The sequence below is a fragment of the Rhodococcus (subgen. Prescottella) equi genome (genome assembly GCF_003013675.1).
Classification (GTDB): Bacteria; Actinomycetota; Actinomycetes; order Mycobacteriales; family Mycobacteriaceae; genus Prescottella; species Prescottella equi.
In genome coordinates this window covers 1,699,592-1,714,656 of record NZ_CP027793.1, presented here as the reverse complement: position 1 = coordinate 1,714,656, position 15,065 = coordinate 1,699,592, and the positions used below count along the sequence as shown (strand labels likewise).

At 69.9% G+C, this 15,065-nt stretch carries 16 protein-coding genes; 8 read left to right on the top strand and 8 right to left on the bottom strand.

The window, feature by feature from the left end; translation table 11 throughout:
• Positions 1 to 11 precede the first annotated feature (11 nt).
• Complete coding sequence (locus C7H75_RS08235; RefSeq protein ID WP_013415408.1) at positions 12 to 947, top strand: alpha/beta hydrolase; 936 nt, start codon at positions 12 to 14, stop codon at positions 945 to 947.
• Here C7H75_RS08235 and C7H75_RS08230 read toward each other — a convergent pair.
• Positions 906 to 1,832 carry an ABC transporter substrate-binding protein gene (locus tag C7H75_RS08230; RefSeq protein ID WP_013415407.1) on the bottom strand — a complete coding sequence of 309 codons (927 nt, stop codon included), beginning with the start codon at positions 1,830 to 1,832 and terminating at the stop codon, positions 906 to 908. The genes C7H75_RS08235 and C7H75_RS08230 overlap by 42 nt on opposite strands.
• Before the next feature lie 188 nt (positions 1,833 to 2,020).
• On the opposite strand from C7H75_RS08230, the gene C7H75_RS08225 reads away from it, so the two are divergent.
• Genes C7H75_RS08225 through C7H75_RS08210 form a run of 4 tightly spaced genes read left to right on the top strand, consistent with a single transcriptional unit; the run spans position 2,021 to position 5,487 of the window.
• Entirely contained in the window at positions 2,021 to 2,968 is a 948-nt protein-coding gene (locus tag C7H75_RS08225) for an ABC transporter substrate-binding protein (RefSeq protein ID WP_005514432.1), read from the top strand.
• On the top strand, positions 2,965 to 4,086 hold the full coding sequence (locus tag C7H75_RS08220) for an ABC transporter ATP-binding protein (protein WP_013415406.1): 1,122 nt from the start codon (positions 2,965 to 2,967) through the stop codon (positions 4,084 to 4,086). Before C7H75_RS08225 ends, C7H75_RS08220 begins: the two co-directional genes overlap by 4 nt.
• A gap of 4 nt (positions 4,087 to 4,090) precedes the next feature.
• Positions 4,091 to 4,780 (top strand): ABC transporter permease, encoded by a 690-nt coding sequence (locus C7H75_RS08215; protein WP_064058095.1) that lies wholly within the window; start codon positions 4,091 to 4,093, stop codon positions 4,778 to 4,780.
• Positions 4,780 to 5,487, top strand: coding sequence for an ABC transporter permease (locus C7H75_RS08210; RefSeq protein WP_013415405.1), 708 nt, complete (start codon positions 4,780 to 4,782; stop codon positions 5,485 to 5,487). Before C7H75_RS08215 ends, C7H75_RS08210 begins: the two co-directional genes overlap by 1 nt.
• On the opposite strand, the gene C7H75_RS08205 is transcribed toward C7H75_RS08210, so the two are convergent.
• The 5 genes from C7H75_RS08205 to C7H75_RS08185 all read right to left on the bottom strand — a co-directional run bounded on the left by C7H75_RS08205 (position 5,450) and on the right by C7H75_RS08185 (position 9,897).
• Positions 5,450 to 6,325: an alpha/beta fold hydrolase gene (locus C7H75_RS08205; RefSeq protein WP_233281879.1), complete on the bottom strand. Its 876-nt coding sequence runs from the start codon at positions 6,323 to 6,325 to the stop codon at positions 5,450 to 5,452. The genes C7H75_RS08210 and C7H75_RS08205 overlap by 38 nt on opposite strands.
• Positions 6,326 to 6,438: 113 nt before the next feature.
• A complete protein-coding gene (locus tag C7H75_RS08200) occupies positions 6,439 to 7,629 on the bottom strand; it encodes an NAD(P)-dependent malic enzyme (protein ID WP_064076045.1) in 1,191 nt (396 codons plus the stop codon).
• Between the two features lie 345 nt (positions 7,630 to 7,974).
• The gene (locus C7H75_RS08195; RefSeq protein ID WP_005514439.1) at positions 7,975 to 8,295 is read right to left on the bottom strand and encodes a hypothetical protein; all 321 of its coding nucleotides are present in this window, start codon (positions 8,293 to 8,295) and stop codon (positions 7,975 to 7,977) included.
• Positions 8,292 to 9,188, bottom strand: coding sequence for a PHP domain-containing protein (locus C7H75_RS08190; RefSeq protein WP_022594872.1), 897 nt, complete (start codon positions 9,186 to 9,188; stop codon positions 8,292 to 8,294). The genes C7H75_RS08195 and C7H75_RS08190 overlap by 4 nt, the downstream gene beginning before the upstream one ends.
• 121 nt (positions 9,189 to 9,309) lie before the next feature.
• Complete coding sequence (locus tag C7H75_RS08185; protein ID WP_022594871.1) at positions 9,310 to 9,897, bottom strand: suppressor of fused domain protein; 588 nt, start codon at positions 9,895 to 9,897, stop codon at positions 9,310 to 9,312.
• A 181-nt stretch (positions 9,898 to 10,078) separates the two neighbouring features.
• Between C7H75_RS08185 and C7H75_RS08180 the strand changes: the two genes are divergently transcribed.
• Positions 10,079 to 11,569 carry an MFS transporter gene (locus C7H75_RS08180; RefSeq protein ID WP_233281878.1) on the top strand — a complete coding sequence of 497 codons (1,491 nt, stop codon included), beginning with the start codon at positions 10,079 to 10,081 and terminating at the stop codon, positions 11,567 to 11,569.
• On the opposite strand, the gene C7H75_RS08175 is transcribed toward C7H75_RS08180, so the two are convergent.
• Together C7H75_RS08175 and C7H75_RS08170 are read right to left on the bottom strand one after the other, a co-directional pair.
• On the bottom strand, positions 11,500 to 11,988 hold the full coding sequence (locus C7H75_RS08175) for a YflT domain-containing protein (protein WP_005514445.1): 489 nt from the start codon (positions 11,986 to 11,988) through the stop codon (positions 11,500 to 11,502). The genes C7H75_RS08180 and C7H75_RS08175 overlap by 70 nt on opposite strands.
• Before the next feature lie 98 nt (positions 11,989 to 12,086).
• Positions 12,087 to 13,046: an HpcH/HpaI aldolase/citrate lyase family protein gene (locus C7H75_RS08170; protein ID WP_013415399.1), complete on the bottom strand. Its 960-nt coding sequence runs from the start codon at positions 13,044 to 13,046 to the stop codon at positions 12,087 to 12,089.
• Positions 13,047 to 13,101: 55 nt separating this feature from the next.
• Here C7H75_RS08170 and C7H75_RS08165 point away from each other — a divergent pair, with 55 nt between their 5' ends.
• Complete coding sequence (locus C7H75_RS08165) at positions 13,102 to 14,376, top strand: magnesium transporter MgtE N-terminal domain-containing protein (protein WP_005514447.1); 1,275 nt, start codon at positions 13,102 to 13,104, stop codon at positions 14,374 to 14,376.
• Positions 14,369 to 14,908, top strand: a complete 540-nt coding sequence (locus C7H75_RS08160) for a DUF1003 domain-containing protein (protein WP_013415397.1) — start codon at positions 14,369 to 14,371, stop codon at positions 14,906 to 14,908. The genes C7H75_RS08165 and C7H75_RS08160 overlap by 8 nt, the downstream gene beginning before the upstream one ends.
• Positions 14,909 to 15,065: the final 157 nt, after the last annotated feature.

Below are 15,065 nucleotides of genomic sequence, written 5' to 3'. Positions count from 1 at the left end.
AGGTATCCACGGTGCGTGCGGTCCGCCTTCCCCTGCCCGTCGTCGAAGCGAGCATCAAGCCGTTCTACCGACTCGCGCTCGACGCGCGTCTCCCGGTCCGGGTACAGCGGGCGCTGTTGGACCTCGCCGCACCGATCCAGACCCTGCCCGACGGGACGGTCGTCGAGAGGACCACTCTCGCCGGCCGTCCCGCCGAGCGGATCACCGTCGGCGCCACCGAGCGGCGGCACGCGGTGCTGTATCTGCACGGCGGGGCGTACACCATCGGATCGCTCGGCACCCACCGTTCGCTCGCCGCGTACCTGGCACGCGAATCCGCCTCGGCCGTCTACACCCTCGACTACCGGCTGGCCCCGGAGCATCCGTTTCCGGCCGCTCTCGACGATGCCGTGGCGGCGTTCACCGAGTTGGTCACCGACCACGGGTTCACGGCCGACCGGGTGGCGGTCGCCGGCGATTCGGCGGGCGGCGGGTTGGCGCTCGCGACGGCCCGCCGGTTGATCGACACTCGGGGCCTGTCCCCGGCCGCACTGGCGCTCATCTCGCCGTGGGTCGATCCGGGTTCGCGCGAGGCCCCGTTCGATCGCGACACCGTGGTGAACACCGCGTGGGCCCACTCGTCCGCCGGGGCCTACCTGGGCGGCGGCGACCCGGCCGATCCGGGCTACGCGCCACTGCACGGCGATCCCGCGGGGCTGCCACCCACCGCGGTCCACGTCGGCACGGCCGAGGTCCTCTACCCGCAGATCGTCGAGTTGGCCGCGCGCCTACGCGCGGCGGGGAACCGTCTCCACTACGTGGAGTACCCACGCCTGTGGCACGTCGCGCACCTGCAGGCGTCGTTGCTCGGGGAAGCCGCGGACGCCGTGGCCGACCTCGGCGGCTTCCTCCGCGGGGCTTTCGATTCAGGCGTGCTCTTCGAGCCAGACGCCGGCGGCGTCGGCTGACGAGATCTCGCCGTCACGCACTCGCGCCGCCATCGCGGTCAGGTCGTCGGTGCTCAGTTGCAGGACCACGCTCAGACTTCGGACGTCGTCCGCGGTCAGCACACCGCTCCGGAAGAGCGGGATCACGTTCTGGGCCGTGAACGCGCCCTCGTCGTCGGTGAGCACGACCAACTCGTCCTGCGCGATCACCGGGTCGGCCGCGGTGGTCCCGCGCACCGGAGATGCCCCGACGACGGCCAGTTCGCGGGTGGCACCGGCCGGCGATCGGGTGGGCACCACCTCGGCGAACGTGCACCCGTACCGCGCCTGCAGCCGGTCGAGAGCGCCCGCGTCGGAAGCGAAGTCGTCGGACGCGTGGAGTGAGAGCGTCGAGCACCGGGGTGCGAGGTCGGCAACCGAACTCGCGCCCCACGACTCCGCCTGCTGCTCGGTCAGCACGAGCGCCGACCGGTCGTCGGCGGGGGCGTACTCGGACACCGAAAGACCCTGCGGCAAGGACCTGCTGAGGGCGTCGTACACGTCCTCGGCCTCGGTGGCGTCCGCCGTCGGGTCGAAGCGGTGCAGCAACCGCCCGGTGTGCTCGGGCACGAGCGAGACGCGGTCGGCGTCCAGCGCGGCCAGGCGGTCCGCCTGGTCGCCCAGGCCCAGGACGAGTTCCGTGGACCGACCGCTCGCGCCGAGGGCACCCGCGTACAGACGGGCGACGAGTTCGCTCTCCACCGTGTCGGCCGCGCCGATCACCACCGTGGGAGCGGTGGGACCGCCCGTCCGGCTGCTCGTGTCGACCCCGCACGCCGTGGCGATCACGACTGCGGGAACCACCGTCAGCCAGGCCGCGAGACCTGCCGCACGCCCGAGGATGCCCCCATTTCCGTTCGGTGCCACCGTGTCCCTCTCCGATCGACGTCTCGTGCGACCCCGGCATCGTCGTGCCGTGCGGTTGTCGTACCTATCGTTACACTGAGTTCGCGCACCATCACGAGCGGTCGACAGATCCGGCTTGCTTCACCGCGCGGCGACCGTTCTCCGGGGATTGCGGGGTGGCGTCACGCCGGATCCGATGGAAGGACGACATGAAGGTTTCCCGGATTCGCACGCGCCGCCGTTTGGGCACGGGGCTGATCGCCCTGCTCGCACTGTCCCTCGCCGCGTGCGGTGGAGATCCCCTGGACAGCGGCGGATCGGGCGGCGACACCGACGCGATCGTCGTCGGATCGGCGAACTTCCCGGAATCGGAGACCGTCGCGTTCGTCTACGCCGAGGCGCTGCAGGCCAACGGGTTCGACGTGCAGACCCGAATGAACATCGGCTCGCGCGAGGTGTACATCCCGGCACTGCGCGACGGATCGCTCACGCTGATCCCCGACTACACCGGGAACCTGCTCGAGTACATCGATTCCGCGTCGACGGCGACCACGGCCGCGGAGATCGACGCGGCGCTGCCGGCTGCGTTGGCGCCGGATCTCGCGATCACGACACCCGCACCGGCCGAGGACAAGGATGCCGTGGTCGTCACCCGGGAGACGGCCGAGAAGTGGAACCTGACGTCCATCGCCGACCTCGCGGCGCACTCCGCCGAGGTGACGTTCGCGGCTCCGGCCGAGTTCCAGGAACGGTCGGTCGGGCTGCCCGGACTGCGTGAGAACTACGGTCTCGACATCGCGCCGGCCAACTTCGTGCCGATCGGCGACGGCGGTGGACCCGCAACCGTCAAGGCACTCACGTCCGGGCAGGTGACGGCCGCGAACATCTTCACGACCTCCCCCGCGATCGAGGCGAACGACCTCGTCGTGCTCACCGATCCCGCGAACAACTTCCCCGCGCAGAACGTCGTTCCGCTGATGCGGGCATCGGCGAAGACCGACCAACTCTCGCGTGTCCTCGACGCGGTGTCCGCCAAGCTCACCACCGAGGAACTCGTCGACCTCAACGACGCAGTGTCCGGCGACAGCAAGACCGAACCGCAGGCCGCCGCGAAGCAGTGGGTGGCACGACAGGGCCTGGACACCCCCGTCTCGTGATCTCCTTCTCCGCTGTCTCCAAGCGTTTTCCGGACGGCACGGTGGCCGTCGACGGACTGGATCTGAAGATCGACGCCGGATCGTTCACGGTCTTCGTCGGCCCGTCCGGCTGCGGCAAGACCACGTCGATGCGGATGATCAACCGGATGGTCGTGCCCACCGCGGGCACCGTGACCGTCGACGGCCGCGACGTCGCGACCACGGATGTCGTCGAACTGCGGCGCAGCATCGGGTACGTCATCCAGGGCGGCGGTCTGCTGCCGCACCGCACCGTCGTCGACAACGTGGCGACGGTGCCCGTCCTGCGGGGGCAGTCCCGCCGTGCCGCCCGACGCGCGGCGCTGGACGTGCTCGATCGGGTGGGGCTCGACCGCGCGCTGGCGAACCGCTATCCGGCGCAGCTGTCGGGTGGCCAACAGCAGCGGGTGGGGGTGGCGCGGGCGCTCGCGGCGGACCCGCCGATCCTCCTGATGGACGAGCCTTTCAGCGCGGTCGATCCGGTGGTGCGCGCCGAACTGCAGTCCGAGATGCAGCGGCTGCAGGCCGAACTGCGCAAGACGATCGTGTTCGTCACCCACGACATCGACGAGGCCGTCCGGCTCGGCGACAGGGTCGCAGTGTTCGGCCCGCACGGCCGGCTGCAACAGTACGACGCCCCGGCCACCGTACTGTCGGCTCCCGCAACCGATTTCGTCGCCGATTTCGTCGGCCGTGACCGTGGCTATCGCGGGCTCTCCTTCCGAAGCGCGGATTCGGTTCCGCTGCACGAGATCCGCCGCCTCCGCGAATCCGAGGTGCCCGCCGCGACTCTCGCTCCCGGCGACTGGGCGCTCGTCGTCACCGATGCCGGACACCCCCAGGGGTGGATCGATGCCGCCGGTCTGGACGCCGTCCGGGCCGGTCGGCCGATCGCGGATGCGTCGGCGGCGGGTGGGTCGCTGTTCACGATGGGCACCGATCTGCGGCAGGCGCTGGACGCGGCGATCTCGTCGCCGTCGGGGACAGGTGTCGCGGTCGACGCCTCCGGGGCGGTGGCCGGTGGCATCGATGCGGCCGACGTCGTCGCCCTGCTCGCCGAGCAGCGACGCACCGAGGATCGCCTCCGGAACGACCGGTGACGGCGTGCGCTACCTGACCGAGAACTTCTCGTACGTGCTGGAACTGACGCGCGAGCACCTGAGCTTGGCCCTGCTCCCGCTGCTGCTGGGACTCGTGATCGCGATACCGCTCGGCACCGCGGTCCGGCGCGTGCGATGGCTGCGGCGCACGACGCTCGTGATCGCGAGCGTTGCATTCACGATCCCGTCGCTCGCGCTGTTCGTCACGGTGCCCACCGTGGTCGGACTGCCGATCCTCGATCCCGCGAACGTGGTGATCGCGCTGACCGTGTACTCGACCGCGCTGCTGGTCCGCGCGGTACCGGAGGCGCTCGACGCGGTGCCGGAGGACGTCGTGGACTCCGCCACCGCGATGGGGTTCACCCCGCTGCGCCGGGCGCTGACCGTCGAACTGCCCCTCGCCCTGCCGGTACTCCTCGCGAACGTTCGCGTCGTCGCGGTCACCAACATCTCGCTGGTGTCGGTGGGCGCGCTCATCGGCGTCGGCGGACTCGGTGAGCTGTTCACGAAGGGCTACCAGCGGGACTACCCGGAGCAGATCGTCGCCGGCATCGTCGCGATCGTCGTGCTGGCGTTGCTGTTCGATGCCGCGCTGTACCTCGCCGGCCGGTTCCTGACGCCGTGGCAGCGCGGCGGCACCCGTCGGACCCGGTCGCGGCGCGCGACCGTCGAACTGTCGGAGGGCCCGGCCTGATGTTCACCAGTGCGTGGGACTACCTCGTCGACCCGGCGAACTGGCAGGGTCCGACGGGCATCGGCGCCCGAATCCTCCAGCACCTCTGGTACAGCCTGCTGGCGGTCGCGGGGGCGGCCGTGATCGCCGTGCCGATCGGGTTGGCGATCGGGCACTTCCGCCGCGGCGAGATCGTGGTCGTGGGCGCCGTGAACGCGCTGCGGTCGCTGCCGACGCTCGGTGTGCTGACGCTCCTGGTCCTGCTGCTCGGCCTGGGTCTGGTCCCCCCGATCCTCGCACTGGTGCTGCTCGGCATCCCGCCCCTGCTCGCGGGGGCCTACGCGGGCGTCGCGAACGTGGATCGACAGGTGGTCGATGCCGCCGAGGCGATGGGGATGACGACGCGGCAGGTGCTGCTGCGCGTGGAGGTCCCCAACGCGCTGCCGTTGATCCTCGGCGGGTTGCGCAGCGCGACACTGCAGGTGATCGCGACCGCGACCGTCGCGGCCTACGTCAACCTCGGTGGACTCGGCCGGTACATCTTCGACGGCCTCGCGCTGCGCAGCTACGACCGGGTACTGGTCGGTGCGCTCCTGGTCGCGGCCCTGGCCCTGATCGTCGACGGTCTGCTCGCCGCCGCAGTGTGGGCGTCGGCGCCCGGCACCGGACGCCTGCGCCGCCCGGCGGCGATCACGTCGTCGCCAGAAACTTCAGAATCGTCGAGTTGACCTCGTCGGGCCGCTCCAGTTGCAGGAAGTGGCCGGCCCCGGAGACGACGTGCGCCTCGCTTCCCGGTGGCAGCCCGGATCCGACCCGCGCCGCGAGACGCGGGTCGAGGCACCCGTCGCGGTCGCCGTGGAGGTAGAGCGTCGGGACGATCGGTGAGCGCATCTCCGCGCCCACCCACCGGCGGTAGCGGACAGGGGGACGAGGTAGCGGCCGAGCCATATTGCGGTAGTAGCCGATCACGGCGCGCCGGTGTGCCGGATCGGCCATGGCCTCCATCACGGCGGGTAAATCGTCCGACGCGTCGTAGCCGGGTGACCAGTCCGCCCACAGGCGCGGAACAATCCGGCCCGCCAACTTCTCGGGCAGCACCGGCAGTTGGTTGAACAGGATGTACCAGCTGTTGCGGAGCTGACGGGGCAGCGCGGGCAGCACCGCCGGGGTGCGCAGCGCGGGAAACGGTGGCACCGAGAGCGCCACAGCGGCGACGAACGGGCTGTCGGGGTGTGCGGCGAGCGCGTTGGCGGTGATCGCACCCCAGTCGTGGCCGATCAGTACCGCGTCGACTCCCCCTCCCGCGCGGTCGTGGACGGCCACCGCGTCGTCCATCAGGGCGGCGACGTGCCCGCTGCGGTCCGCGGGGATCTCGGACGGTGCGTACCCGCGTGTGAAGGGGGCGACCACCCGCCAGCCGGCGTCGGCCAGGACCGGTCCCAGGTGCCGCCAAGTGTGGGCCGTGTCCGGGAAACCGTGCAGCAGGACCGCGAGCCGGCCCGTCGCAGGGCCCCACGTCAGTGCCCGCAGCCGGACCGCGTCGAGCTCGAGGGTGATCTCACGCATGCCGACCATCCTGGACGAGGCGGCCCGCGTGCGCACCCGATCCGGCGACATCACGCGTCAGGGCCCCGCCGCAGTCGCGGCGGGGCCCTGTTCACGCGTCGAGCGGTGCGTCGTCAGGCGACGCCCTCGTCCTTGGCCGCCTGCGCGACTGCAGCAGCCACGGCCGGCGCGACCCGCGGGTCCAGCGGGCTCGGCACGATCTTGTCGACCGCGAGCTCGTCCCCGAGCACCGACAGGATCGCCTCGGCGGCGGCGAGCTTCATGCCCTCGGTGATCCGGCGGGCACCGGCGTCCAGGGCGCCCTTGAAGACGCCCGGGAACGCGAGCACGTTGTTGATCTGGTTCGGGAAGTCGCTGCGACCCGTCGCGACGATCGCCGCGTACTTGGCGGCGATGTCGGGGTGGATCTCCGGGTCCGGGTTCGACATCGCGAAGATGATCGACTCGGGCGCCATCGTCGCGATGATCTCCTCGGGCACGGTTCCGGCAGAGACCCCGAGGAACACGTCGGCGCCGTCGAGCGCCTCGACCAGGCCGCCGCTGCGGCCGGCCGGGTTGGTGCGGGCCGCGAGGTCGGCCTTGATCTCGCCCAGGTCCTGGCGATCGGAGGACACGATGCCCTTCGAGTCGAGAACGGTGACGTCGGCGATGCCCGCAGCGAGCAGGATGTTGGCGCACGCGACACCGGCCGCGCCGGCCCCGGAGATCACGACGCGCAGCGCGGTGATGTCACGGTTCTGGACCTTGGCCGCACCGCGCAGCGCGGCGAGCGCGACGATCGCGGTGCCGTGCTGGTCGTCGTGCATGACCGGGCAGTCGAGGGCCTCGATGACGCGGCGCTCGATTTCGAAGCAGCGCGGAGCCGAGATGTCCTCGAGGTTCACTGCGCCGAAACTCGGGCGCAGTCGCACGAGGGTCTCGACGATCTCGTCGGGGTCCTTGGTGTCCAGAACCAGCGGGATCGAGTTGAGGCCCGCGAAGTTCTTGAACAGGGCCGACTTGCCCTCCATCACCGGCAGCGACGCGCGGGGGCCGATGTCCCCGAGGCCGAGGACCGCGGTGCCGTCACTCACGACCACGACGAGACGGTTGGTCCACGTGTAGCGATCGGCCAGCGTCTCGTCGGCGTGAATTGCGCGGCTGACCTGCGCAACGCCGGGCGTGTACGCGATCGACAGCGCACGCTGGGAATCGAGCGGGGCGGTGGTCTCGACCGAGAGCTTGCCACCGATGTGGCCCGCGAAAATTTCCTCGTCGGTTATTTCGACCTTTGGCGTAACGGAAGCTTCAGACACAGGGGACACGATGACACTCCTCTTGAGACCAGACTCACTCGGGTCCTGGTTACTGAGAAGTAACCGAGTCGTGGAGGTGAAAACGACGCGGCACTTGACGAACGCAGGATTGATCGGTTGCAGCTACCGGAACGCGCGATCGTTGCACTGCTAGCCGGAGCGTGATGGCGCCGGGCGGGGTGGGCCCTGGCACAAGTTCTTGCCACCTGAAGAACTCCGAGAAGGGCGGTAGCACCCACGCGGAGTGCAATGATTCTGCACCATCGGAAGGCGGGAATCAAATCTGCCAGAACGGTCACGATCTCACGGAAACAGCTCTCTACCTGTGAGGATGCGTCGGCCCACGACGAGCGGTCAGGACCACCACTGGGTCCACAGCAGCAGGCCGGTGAGCGCGAGGATCACTCCCGAGGCCAGGACGGAGGCGGCGCCCCGGCGCCGGTCGGCGAAGATCTGCAGGCCGACGGCGAGCACGCTCACCACCACATGCGCCGCGATCGACTCCGCGCCGGGACCCGGAAAATCCCGGTTCGTGGCGAGGTATGCCGCGACGATCACGACGACGGTCAGCACGACGACACCGCCGGAGACGACACCGGACAGTCCGCGCAGCATCCTCGCGACCCACGGATCACGCGGGCGGCGACGGACGGAACCGAGGTTCTCGTAGGTCATCGACGCGCTCCGTCGGTCGCGGGGACGTCCGTGACCGCGTCGCCGGTCAGCACCGGGACGCCGGTCGCGCGGGCGACGATCTCCTCGAGCGCCTCCGGTGCGGTCGTGTGCTGCCCCAGGGCGATCGTCTTGTTCTTTCCGTGGTAGTCCGAGGACCCGGTGGCGACGAGGTCGAGTTCGGCGGCCAGGGAGCGCAGCAGGGCCGTGTCGGCCGCCCCGTGATCGGGATGATCGACTTCGAGTCCGCCGAGCCCGTGCTCGGCGAGTTCCCGGATGTGTTCGAGATCGAGGAGTCGGCCGCGGGCACGCGCGCGGGCGTGGGCGATCACACTGACACCGCCCGCGTCGGCGACCATCTCGACGGCCCGCTCGAGCGGGGTGTCGGACTTCTCCACGTAGTACGGGCTGCGGGTGGAGAGCAGATCGGTGAAGGCGTCTCCGACACTGTCCACGACGCCGGCCCGGACCAGCGCCCGCGCCAGGTGCGGACGGCCCACCGCGGGCCCGGCATCCGCGAGAATCGCCTCCGGATCGATCGGCAGGCCCGCGGCGGCCATCCGGACCGCCATCGCCCGCAGCCGGGTCACCCGCTCGTCGCGCAGACGTTCACGCTCGACGGCGAACTCCTGCGACTCGGGATCGAACAGGTACGCGAGCAGGTGCACCGCGACGGGCCGGCCGTCCTCGCCGCGCCCCTCGCACGACATCTCCATTCCGCGCACCAGTCGCAGCCCGGACGGCAGCGCGGCCGCGGCTTCCTTCCATCCGGCCGTGGTGTCGTGATCGGTGATCGCGAGCACGTCCACGCCCGAGGCGGCAGCCTTCCGCACCAACTCCGCCGGGGAGTCGGTGCCGTCCGAAGCGGTCGAGTGTGTGTGGAGATCGATACGCACCGAACCAGTGTGTCAGGTTCGCTCCGGCGACGCCGCGCGCCCGCGGTAGCAGTGATCGACCCCCGACGCATTCGGTTGGCCCCCAACCGAATCTGACATCACCGCACCGACCGGGACGGCGTCAGAGCGCGGCGGCCCCACGACCGGGGTCGCGGACGTCGATGCCCGCCTCCGTCCACGCCTCGCGCAGCGCTGCGGCTCCCTTCAGACGGACCCACGCCGCCTCGGTGCCGGTGAGGGGCACCACCTCGAGGAACTGCACGGGGTCCAGCGGTTCGGGCAACTCGAGGTCCGGGATGTCGCTCTCGCCGAGCAACACAGCGGTGAAGGGCACGCCCTTCCACAGCGGTTCCCCGAGGTCGATCAGCCCGTCCGGGCGCAGTACCACTCCCTCGACGGCAGGCGCGGCCGCGAGCACCGCCAGCGTCCGATGCACGCCTGAGGCGACGCCCGCGCCCCCGACCAGGCTCAGGACGATTTCTGCCCGTGGACCGCGGGTGGGGTCCGCGATCATGTCGCTAGGATCGCCCATCGGGTGCCGGGAGCACCCCAGGCTGACGTACCGGACGGGCGCGTCGCCGGTGCCCGGATAGCGCAGGACGTCGACGGGTTCCAGACCCAGGAAGGTCACCGACGCCGCCGTGGGCTCGGGACCGCCGATGTGCTGGTCGAGATGGGAACGCACGGCCGAGACAACGCTGTCAGTCACACACCCATCTAACACCGGCGGCGCAGCCGTCTCACCGACGCCTCGAACGCGCTTGCGCGCGAGGTCTTTCGGCCCCGTCTCCCGGCCACAGGGAACGCGACTGTACTTCGGGACGCGGAGCCACTAGTTAAATGAGGTAAACAATTTTGCAGGAGTTACCTTGTCTCGCCCCGATAGGCGCGTGCCCCGCACGGGCACGTCCGGAACGCTGCTCACCGCGGCGCTCTGCTTCGTCATCCTCGTCGTGTCCGTCCAGCAGACGGTCGTGCTCCCGCTGTCCGGGGTCATCAGCCGTCAGCTGGACATCGGCACCACCGCCGTGGGATGGACCCTCACCGCCGGATTCCTCGCCGCCGCCGTCATGACTCCCGTCGCCGGGCGCATGGCCGATCTGCGCAGCAAGAGGACGGTGCTCCTCGCAGTGCTCGGCATAGTCCTCGCCGGATCGGTGGTCGCGGCTGTGACCGAGTCACTGCCACTGCTGATCGTCGCCCGGGTCCTGCAGGGCGTGTCGTTCGCGGCGTTCCCGGTGAGCCTCGCGATCGTGCGCGAGGAACTGGCGCCCGGCAAGCTTGCGTCGGCGATGGGCCTGCTGTCCGGCACACTCGGTTTCGGCGGCGCCGTCGGCATGGTCCTCACCGGACTCGTCGTTCCCGACGGCGCGGACTACCGCCACGCCTTCTGGCTCGCGACCGCCCTGACGGTCGTCGCGATCGTCCTGGTGATCGCCGTCGTCCCCGCACGCGCGAATCCGGCGAGCGGTCGCGTGGACTGGCCCGGCGCGGTACTCCTCGGCATCGGACTCGTGCTGATTCTGCTGCCGCTCTCGGAGGCCAACGCTTGGGGTTGGGCGTCGGCCCGCACGCTCGGCTGCGCGAGCGCGGGCATCGTGGTGCTCGGGTGCTGGTTCGTCCTCGAGCGCCGCATCGCCCATCCGCTGGTGCCGACCGAGATGCTGACGCACCGCCCGGTGCTGTTCACCCACCTCGCGGGGCTGCTGGTGGGCGCCGGCATGTTCGTGAACATCACGACGCTCACGTATTTCGTCCAGACGTCGCGCGAGAACACCGGCTACGGGTTCGGCGCGAACCCCATGGAGTCGGGGCTGGTCTACATCCTCCCGGGCGCGACGGTGGGCGTCGTCGCGTCGATCTGCTCGGGCGCCCTCATCACTCGCTTCGGCGCACGCACCGTGATGACGGCCTCGGGAGTCCTGGGCGTGATCGGCTTCGGATCTCTCGCCGTCGCGCACGACGCTTCGTGGCAGGTGATCGTGGGATCGATGGTGGCGTCGGCCTTCACGAGCCTCGCGTACGCCGCGATGCCGGCACTTCTCGTGGCCGAGGTGAGCAGCGAGAACACCGGAGTCGCGAACAGCGTCAACTCGATCGCCCGCACCGCCGGTAGTTCCGTCGCGAGCGCTCTGCTGGCAACGCTGCTCGCGAGCCTCACGATCGGCGACACCACGTTCGCCCGGGTGGACGCCTACCTGATCGCGTTCGGGTTCGGTGTGGTGTGCGCGGTCGTGTCGACCGTGCTGGTCCACGTCGGCGGCGGAGGCCGACGCCCCACGGGCCTGCGGGACGAGATCCCCGTGCCCGATCAGAGTGCAAGCTTGGCCAGCATGTCGCGGGCCGACTCCGCCGTCTTGGGATCGCAGAGCACGTCGTAGCGGCCGGCCACCAGTTGCATCGTCGACGAGAAGTCGCGTGTGCCACGGGCTGCCGCATACGGAATCGTGGTCGAGATCAGGCCGAAGACGATGCCGCCGAAGATGCCCACCAATAGCGGTCCGAGGAATCCACCGGTGAAGATCCCGAGCAGCAGACCGAAGAACACGCCCAGCCAGGCACCCGAAACGATGCCACCGCCAATGACTTTGGCCCAGGTGAGGCGTCCGAGCACGCGCTCGACCTGCATGAGGTCGACGCCGACGATCGTGACGTCCTCGACCGAGAACTGTTGATCCGACAGGTAGTCCACCGCACGCTGCGCCTCGGCGTAGGTGGGGTACGAGCCGATGGGCCAGCCGGTGGGCGGGGTCGGCAATCCGCGCCCCTGTCGGTTCGGCTGCGAGAGTGGATTCGTCATCGTCTTCGTCTCTCCTGCTCGGGCGTGCGGTATGTCCGATTTCTACCGGTGGCCGGTCCTTGATATCAATTGTGCCCGCACCGCCGGTCGGACGCCCCCTAGTCGGACGGGGGCGTGAACGACGACGTCCGGGTCATACCCGCGGCGCGCCCCTTGGCCGAGATGACCAAGGCCATCTTGCGACTCGCCTCGTCGATCATCTCGTCGCCGAGCATCACCGCCCCGCGGGCGCCACCGGCGGCGGAGGTGTGGAACTCGTACGCGTCGAGGATCAACTCGGCCTGGTCGAAGTCCTCCTGACGCGGGCTGAACACCTCGTTGGCCGCATCGATCTGGGAGGGGTGCAGCACCCACTTGCCGTCGAACCCGAGCGCAGCGGTGCGCTGCGCCGACCGCCGGAACGCCTCGACGTCTCGGATGGCGAGGTACGGGCCGTCGATCGCCTGCAGATCGTGCGCCCGGGCCGCCATCAGGATGCTCATCAGGATGTGGTGGTAGGCGTCGCCGCGGTCGTAGCCGTCGGGCTGTTCGCCGACGACCAGGGTGCGCATGTTGATGCTGGCCATGAAGTCCGCCGGGCCGAAGACGAGGGTCTGCACGCGCGGGCTCGCCGCCGCGATCGCGTTGATGTTCGTGAGCCCGATCGCGTTCTCGATCTGCGGCTCGATCCCGATCCGGCCGACCTCGAGGCCGTTGGCCTTCTCGATCTGGGTGAGCAGGAGATCCAGTGCCTGAACGTGACTCGCGTCCGGCACCTTCGGCAGCAGCACGGCGTCGAGATAGGCACCAGCCCCGCCCACGACGGTTGCGATGTCGGCGTGCGTCCACTCGGTGGTCCAGTCGTTGACCCGCACCACCTTGAGCTGGTCGCCCCACCCGTCCTCGCCCAGGGCGTCCACGATCCGGGCCCGCGCCTCGGCCTTGGCGATCGGCGCCACCGCGTCCTCGAGGTCGAGGAAGATCGCGTCCGCCGGAAGACCCTTCGCCTTGTCGATCATCTTGCGGCTGGATCCCGGGACAGCGAGAACCGACCGACGCGGCCTGAAGCAAGAAGTCATGACCGGCGGCCTCCGAATTCAGTGGATATCCCAATGAGGATTTAGCCTTTTCATCATGGCAGCTGTGAACAAGGTATTCGCAGCCAGGCTCGCCGGCCTGGTGGTTCTCGGACCCGACGGCGAGTCGATCGGTCGTGTGCGCGACGTCGTGCTCACCATCCGAATAGGCAGACAGCCGCCGCGAGTGCTGGGTCTCGTCATCGAGATGTTCACGCGCAAGCGCATTTTCGTTCCCATGCTCCGCGTCACCGCGATCGAGCCGGCGTCGGTGACCCTCAAGACCGGCAACGTCAGTCTGCGCCGGTTCGACCAGCGTCCCACCGAGATCCTCGCGCTCGCCCAGGTACTCGATTCGCGGGTCCGCATCGACGATCCGGAGGTCACCGAGGCCATCGGCACCGAGGCCGTCATCGTCGACCTCGGCATCGAACTCACCCGCACCCGCGACTGGGTGGTGTCCCGGGTGGCGGTGCGTGCCCAGCGGGGCCGGCTCGGCCGGCGCTCGGCGATCCACGTCGTCGACTGGCAGCACGTTCACGGATTGACCCCCACCGCGCTGTCGATGCCGGGTCAGGGCGTCTCCCAGTTGCTGATGCAGTTCGAGGGCATGCGCGCCGCCGACGTCGCGCACGCGATGCGGGAACTGCCCGAGAAGCGACGGCACGAGGTGGCTCTCGCGCTCGACGACGAACGACTGGCGGACGTCGTCCAGGAATTGCCGGCGGACGACCAGACCGACCTGCTGCTGCACCTCGAGGTGGAACGCGCGGCCGACGTGCTCGAGGCGATGGACCCCGACGACGCCGCCGATCTGCTCGGTGAGTTGCCCGAGACCGACGCCGAGTCGTTGCTGCAGTTGATGGATCCCGAGGACTCCGAGCCGGTCCGGCGGCTACTCGAACACTCCCCCGACACGGCCGGCGGTCTGATGACTCCCGAGCCGGTGGTGCTGACGCCGTCGACGACGGTCGCCGAGGCCCTCGCCCGTGCCCGCAACGCCGATCTCACCCCGGCCCTCGCGAGCATGGTGTTCGTGGTGCGCCCGCCCACCGCGACGCCCACCGGTCGCTATCTGGGCTGTGTCCACCTGCAACGGTTGCTCCGAGAACCGCCCGCCAACCTGGTGGGGGGCGTCCTGGACGACGACCTGCCCCGCCTCGATCCGGAGGACTCGCTCGCGACCGTCACCCGGTTCTTCGCGACCTACAACCTCGTGTGCGCACCCGTCGTCGACGACGAGCACCACCTGCTCGGCGCGGTGACCGTCGACGACGTCCTCGACCACCTCCTGCCCACCGACTGGCGCGAGGAGGACCACAACCATGAGTGAGCTGAGCGGACGTCAGCGGCTCGAGACCCCTCGCGGTACCCGGGGTCTGCGATTCCACATCGACGTCGAGGCCGTGGGGCGGGTGAGCGAGAACATCGCCCGCTTCCTCGGCACGGGCCGCTACCTGCTGATCCAGACGGTGATCGTGATCGTGTGGGTGGCCCTCAACGTGTTCGCGGTCCGGTTGCAGTGGGATCCGTACCCGTTCATCCTCCTCAACCTGGCGTTCTCGACGCAGGCCGCGTACGCCGCACCGTTGATCCTGCTGGCCCAGAACCGGCAGGAGAACCGCGACCGGGTGTCACTCGAGGAGGACCGGGCACGCGCCGCCCAGACGAAGGCCGACACCGAGTTCCTGGCCCGCGAGCTCGCGGCCCTGCGGCTCGCGGTCGGCGAGGTCGCGACCCGCGACTACCTGCGCCGCGAGCTCGACGACATCCGCCAGATGCTGACCGACCTCGGTGAGCGGGAATCCGGACGCGACGACGACGAGCCCAGGCCGACCACTCCCAAGCCACGCAGCCGCAAGTAGCGGACCGGTGCCCCGACCTCCGTCGGCAAGCCGTGGCGAACGCTCGGCCCGTTCTCCGACACGACCCGTCACCAATATGTAACGTGTGTCACATCGATCGAGATGTAGCGGACGGCGACGCTCGGTCGTGCAACACGAGTGGATGCGGGTTTGCCGC